This is a genomic window from Candidatus Magnetobacterium casense (assembly GCF_019173545.1).
GTDB lineage: Bacteria > Nitrospirota > Thermodesulfovibrionia > Thermodesulfovibrionales > Magnetobacteriaceae > Magnetobacterium > Magnetobacterium cryptolimnobacter.
Map to the genome: position 1 here is coordinate 1 of NZ_JABXWD010000271.1, position 4,903 is coordinate 4,903.

Annotated in this window: 4 protein-coding genes and 1 pseudogene; 4 read left to right on the top strand and 1 reads right to left on the bottom strand. The window is 50.8% G+C overall.

Going from position 1 to position 4,903, the window contains the following annotated elements:
• From HWQ67_RS13075 to HWQ67_RS13090, 4 genes and pseudogenes are all read left to right on the top strand, one after another.
• Positions 1 to 417, top strand: a pseudogene (locus HWQ67_RS13075) (hypothetical protein); the annotation flags it as partial.
• A 421-nt stretch (positions 418 to 838) separates the two neighbouring features.
• Complete coding sequence (pseG, locus tag HWQ67_RS13080; RefSeq protein ID WP_218253133.1) at positions 839 to 1,834, top strand: UDP-2,4-diacetamido-2,4,6-trideoxy-beta-L-altropyranose hydrolase; 996 nt, start codon at positions 839 to 841, stop codon at positions 1,832 to 1,834.
• Positions 1,831 to 2,784 (top strand): NAD-dependent epimerase/dehydratase family protein, encoded by a 954-nt coding sequence (locus HWQ67_RS13085; protein ID WP_218253134.1) that lies wholly within the window; start codon positions 1,831 to 1,833, stop codon positions 2,782 to 2,784. Before pseG ends, HWQ67_RS13085 begins: the two co-directional genes overlap by 4 nt.
• Complete coding sequence (locus tag HWQ67_RS13090) at positions 2,781 to 3,731, top strand: ATP-grasp domain-containing protein (protein ID WP_218253135.1); 951 nt, start codon at positions 2,781 to 2,783, stop codon at positions 3,729 to 3,731. The genes HWQ67_RS13085 and HWQ67_RS13090 overlap by 4 nt, the downstream gene beginning before the upstream one ends.
• Positions 3,732 to 3,841: 110 nt before the next feature.
• Here the strand turns inward: HWQ67_RS13090 and HWQ67_RS13095 are convergent.
• Positions 3,842 to 4,903: adenylate/guanylate cyclase domain-containing response regulator (locus tag HWQ67_RS13095; protein WP_218253136.1), on the bottom strand; the 1,062-nt coding region annotated here is incomplete at its 5' end.

Consider the following 4,903-nt stretch of genomic DNA (forward strand, 5'->3'; position numbering starts at 1 on the left):
GACTTCGCTGAGATAAAGGAAGCCTATGAGATAGCTAACAAGAGCACCTGGAACAAGGAAGATTTTGAGGTATATGAATATTGGCAGATAAGGAGGCAGATTGAAAAGGGTGCAGCAGAGTACAGGATTGAAAAGGCGGTTGAAAAAGCATTAGTAGAGGGCGAACGCAAGGGGTTGATAGAGGGCGAACGTAAGGGGCTGATAGAAGGCGAACGTAAGGGGTTGATCGAGGGAAAGAGAGAGGGGTTGATTGAGGGAATAGGTGTGATTCTTGAGATCAAGTACGCAGATGAGGCAACCGCACTTATGGACGCTGTCAGAACCCTTGGAGACATAGAACAACTACAGGCCTTTAAAGAGCTGTTAAGGAAGTCTGCCTCCGCAGGTGACCTGTGGGCATATCTCAGAGGGGTATAGTATAGTCCAGGAGGGTTTACCTGGTATCTGGAATTTTTGCTATTGACTTTTCTGAAATCCTTGTTATATCGTAGTCCCATGATGTCATCAGAGGATTTTAGCAAGGAGATTTTTTTAGTAGGGCGGATGAATAGGTTTAGAACCCCCTGCAAGGGGGCCAGCCCCCCACTGAGCCGGGGGAATTTAGCCGGGGGCGGCTCGCCCCTCGCTGACCCCTTGACCCCATTTTTTGTCAGTCAAATATCATGCCTGAAAAAACCTGCGTCATTTCAGTGTAACTCATTTTTGACGTATAAAGTTGATATCTTGTAAAAAAGCCAAACATATGGTATATTCCATATGCGAAATTGAATAGGTTGTCTTTGAGTAAACGGCAGTCTGGCAGGCTTTTAATAACATTCGGATAACATACAGAGGTGGCATGAATACGGTGGTTATGCGGGCGGATGCCTTTGCCGGAATTGGCACGGGGCATCTGATGCGTTGCCTGGCGTTGGGGCAGACCTTGGCGGACAACGGGATGAGGGTTGTCTTTGTTGGTAGATGTGACCCCGGGGGGCTTATTGAGAGGCTCAAGGCGGAGGGTTTTGGCTTTGTCCCACTGGATGAGGCATCGCAACGAAGCCTCCTGACCTCCCAGGGGGCCGACTGGATCGTCGCTGATGGTGTTCATTTTGATGAGTCATACCACGAGTTCTTGCGCAGTTGTGGATGCAGGGTGGCCGTAATTGACGACATGGCAAGGCTGCCACGGTACGACGTCGATATCGTGCTCAACCAGAACCTCCACGCCCACGACCTGCGCTACAATTGCACAGGGGGGACAAAATTGCTCCTGGGCGCCAGATATGTCTTGCTGAGGCGGGAATTCTTGAGATTGCGTCCTGTGACAAAACCTATATCCGACACGGGCAGGAACCTCCTCATAACCCTTGGCGGTATAGACAAGGCCAATTTTACGGAGAAAATACTTTTGGCCATAAGAGACATCCCGTGGCTCAAGGCAAACGTGGTGGTGGGTGCGGGTAATCCCAACGTCCAGCGCATCAGGGCCGTGACGATGGCAAGCAGACTGAGGGTTGTGCAAAACGCCACCGACATGCCGTCGCTTATGTCGTGGGCGGATGTGGCAATTACATCGGGTGGGACAACCGTATGGGAACTGGCATTTATGGGGGTGCCCAGTATCGTGGGCAGGGTGGCCGAAATTGAGGATTACCTGGTTGGCGGATTAAACAGACACGGGTTGTTTATTGATATCGGCTGGTTTGAGTCAGCCACTCAGGAGGCTGTTTGCACGACGATGACCGCCCTTATGGCAGATGTCACCCGACGGAAGGAGATGAGTATCAAGGGGCAGCAAACCGTTACGGGCAATGGCTGCCAGGAGGTCTTTATGGAGATGAATCGCAGATGATAAAAAACAAACGGATATTGGTTACCGGTGGCTCAGGGGTTATCGGGCGGCAACTGCTGTCCCTGCTGGCGGAGGATAACGCTGAGGTCCTTTCGATTGACAGGGAGCCGTTGGAGTGCGTCGCACCGGATGTGATTAAACGCGGGGTCAAGCACATCACGGCCGATCTGTCAACTACCTCATTGGAGCCGATCAGGGACTTTGCCCCCCAGGTGGTGTTTCACCTTGCTGCCGGCTTTGAGAGGTCGAGTGAATCACCGGGATTCTGGCACAGGAACTGGCAGGACAACACGCTGCTCAGTCACCGGATGGTTGAACTTGCAGGACAGTTGCCGACGGTGGCGGTGTTTGTCTTTGCCTCGAGCTATCTTATCTACGCAAAAGAGCTGTATATGCACGAGGGGACAGGTTCAGCGACCAGGTATCTCACGGAGGCTGACACGGTCGGCCCCAGAAACGTCACGGGGGCATCCAAGTATTACACCGAGCGGGAATTGCAGTTTGTCAGCGAGGTTGTTAATCCCTCCCTGCGCTGCGTCAACGCACGGATTTACAGGGTGTTTGGTCGCGGCTCCAAGGACGTGATATCGCGCTGGATTCGGATGGCCCTTGAGGGGCAGGTCGTGGAGGTGTACAACAAGGAAAACGCCTTCGACTTCATATATGCTGCAGACGTAGCCGATGGGCTTTACCGGCTGGCCGACAGCGGGGATGCACACGGCGTTGTCAACCTCGGCTCCGGTGTGTCAACCACGATTGCGCAGGTGTTGGACGTGCTAAAGGCGCAGTTAGGCCTGCGTTACATCGACAAGGGCATAACGGAACGGATCGAGCGCAGTGGCGCCGACCTCGCAAGGCTTAAGGAGTCAACCGGATGGCTGCCGTCGATATCCGTCAGTGAGGGCATACGACGGATCGCAGAGTACGAAAGGGTAAAGGGGTCAAAATGAACGTCCTGATAACAAGCGCCTCCCGCAAGGTGAGTCTGGTCAATGCCTTTAAGGTCGCCCTGGCATTGGAGGGTGGTGGCAAGGTCATTGCCGCTGATATCAGTGAGTTGGCCGCGGCGTTGTACATGGCCGATGGGCATTGCCTCGTCCCTGCCGATGCCGCCCCCGGGTTTATCCTGCGAATGCTTGAGATTTGCACGGAGTATGAGATCGGACTGTTGATACCAACCAGAGATGAGGAGTTGCCGATCTTTGCGCAACACCGGCAGCGGTTTGCCGACATCGGGGTCACGGTCATGGTGTCATCGCCGTTGACTGTCAGGACGTGTCAGGACAAATTGTTGTTTTACAAGTTTTGCACGCAACATGGTTTTTCTGCACCAAGGTTGTATGCAGCAAATGCGGCAGAGAGGGAGATAACGTATCCGTTGCTTGTCAAGCCACGTATTGGCAAGGGCAGTCGTGGCATCTTTCTGATCAACTCACGCAAGGAGCACAGACGGGTGCTTGAAGAGACGCCTGAGCTGCTTGTCCAGGAGTTTGTACGTGCGCAGGAGTACACGATTGATCTGTTTGCGGACTTAAACGGACGGGTCATATCGGTAGTGCCTCGTCAGCGGATAGTCGTCCTTGGCGGGGAGTCCTTTGTCGGCAAGACGTGCAGGAACCTTCAACTGATGGACGAGGCAGAGAGGCTTGCCGTTAAGCTCAATCTCAGCGGACACAACACGTTGCAGTGCTTTCTCGATGGCGGGTGCGTCAAGTTCATAGAGGTCAATCCCCGATTTGGTGGTGGAGCTGCCCTGAGTATCGCTGCCGGGGCCAACAGTCCGCTGTTTCTGGTAAGGCTGCTCAAGGGGCTGCCAGTAGCGCCTGTCATCGGTGAGTTCAAGAATAACTACTACATGCTCCGGTACACGCAGGAAATGTTTATCGGTGGCACGTAGGAGAAAGAGAAGAGACAAGGAGGGCGGCTCCGCCCCCTCCTTGACCTCCCCCGCAAGGGGACCAGTCCCCTTGACCCCATAATGGGCTGGGTGGCAAGTGGGGCGACTCGTTATTCGTTTACGCTGTAAAGTGAAAATGTTCCTTTAATGTTCTTTGCCTCGAAATTAGACTCAAAAAGAGAAAGCGATATAGAAATGTCTGACTTTACACGATGCTCGGTAGTTGAAGATACGAGGATTTGACCTAATTTGCTCGCAGATTCTATTCTGGATGCAAAATTAACGTGAGGGCCAAGTGCAGTGAATTGATTACGAGATTTAGTCTCGATATTGCCAACAGTAGCTTCTCCGGTATGTATGCCGCATCCCAATTTTATATCGATCTCATTGATATCATTTTCGGCAATGGACAGTTTCCATTTATGAAGCCAAGACTTAATGAGGTCATTGAACTTTCGCTTTAACTCTTTTGCAGCGTTAACGGCAGAGATAGCATCCGACGTACCATCGTCATCTTTGTGATTAATGACGCCAAACATGGCCATTATGCCATCTCCGATAAACTTGTCCAGGACACCGTTGTGCTTAAATATCACATCTGCCCCTAATTCGTAGTATTCCTTCAGGAATCCGGATATAAGTTTTGGGTGTGCCTTTAGTATATCGCACAGTTTGGAGAAGCCTCTGATGTCCCAAAACACTATGGTGATTGTACGTTGAGAGACCTCCAGTAGAGAGGGGTCTTTTTCTATAACATCAAAGATCCTTGGATCGAAATGCTGTCGTAAGAAATTGCGTTGCTGCAACAATTGACGATAACTCAAAAGAATACGCGTTTTTAAGCGTAGAATATCCCCTGCCTCTGTATTTTTAGCGCTCTTATCTACTATATCAATTGCCCCATACTCAAAGACTTTTTTTATCGTCTCCTTATTCAATTTATCCTTTTTTGCTGTAAAAAGAATTGCCATAACATATTGATCTATTTCTCTGGCAGCCCTGATCAGATTAATCCCGCTATCGTCTTTTTCCATCACTAAATCTGTCAGAATAATGTCAATGGGGGTAGCACTCCATTCAAACGTGGTCACGTTGCTCACGCACAGTAACAATGCCATATTACACAGGTATAAAAGTGGCTTAAATCCTTGCAACCACGGTTGATAGTGGTA

Excerpts from the sequence above, each read along its gene's own strand:
- pseG (WP_218253133.1), top strand. The coding sequence starts at position 839 with ATGAATACGGTGGTTATGCGGGCGGATGCCTTTGCCGGAATTGGCACG.
- HWQ67_RS13085 (WP_218253134.1), top strand. The coding sequence starts at position 1,831 with ATGATAAAAAACAAACGGATATTGGTTACCGGTGGCTCAGGGGTTATC.
- HWQ67_RS13090 (WP_218253135.1), top strand. The coding sequence starts at position 2,781 with ATGAACGTCCTGATAACAAGCGCCTCCCGCAAGGTGAGTCTGGTCAAT.